The sequence below is a fragment of the Kitasatospora nipponensis genome (assembly GCF_039528135.1).
In the GTDB taxonomy this organism is placed as follows: Bacteria; Actinomycetota; Actinomycetes; order Streptomycetales; family Streptomycetaceae; genus Kitasatospora; species Kitasatospora nipponensis.
The window spans coordinates 1-659 of record NZ_BAAALF010000786.1 but is presented as its reverse complement, the minus strand read 5'-3'; the positions used below and the strand labels follow the sequence as shown (position 1 = coordinate 659).

The 659-nt window shown below is 67.8% G+C and carries 1 protein-coding gene; it reads left to right on the top strand.

Annotated elements, in window-relative coordinates:
- Positions 1 to 659 (top strand): penicillin-binding transpeptidase domain-containing protein (locus ABD323_RS43340; RefSeq protein ID WP_344447521.1); only part of this gene is annotated, 659 nt, incomplete at both ends.

The window sequence follows — 659 nt, the reverse complement described above, 5'->3', positions numbered from 1 at the left end:
CCCGCCCTTCAGCCCCTTCGTGCTGGCCGCCGCGATGCAGTACGGCGTGCAGACCGAGACCGGCAACGACGGCAAGCCGAAGCGGATCAACGCGGAGAGCCGCTACCTCGCCGACGACAAGACGGAGATCCACAAGCTGGACGGCTCGCCGGTGATCGGCGACGACGGCAAGCCGTACCACCAGAAGAACAGCGGCAAGGGGATGCCGGGTTACGTCTCGCTCAAGGAGGCGATGCGCAACTCGTACAACGTGCCGTTCGTGCAGCTCGGCGAGGACGTCGGCACCAAGGTGGTGGGCAACCTGGTGGAGCAGATGGGCCTGCGCAAGGAGAGCCTGACCGACTCCTCGACCATCACCTTCCCGCTCGGCACCTCCACCCCCAGTGCGATCCGACTGGCCTCGGCCTACTCGGTGTTCGCGGCCCGCGGCCAGCAGACCGACCCGTACTCGGTCAGCAAGGTGATCCGCGAGGGCGCCGAGCTGAAGAGCTTCGCCAAGCCCACGCCCAAGGCGGTGCTGGAGGAGGTGGACGCGGACAACGTGACCGACGTGCTGGTGAACGTGGCCAAGAACGGCACCGGTGAGAAGACCAAGGCGGTCGGTCGGCCGATCGCCGGCAAGACCGGTACCACCGACCGCGGCCTGTCCGCCTGGTGGG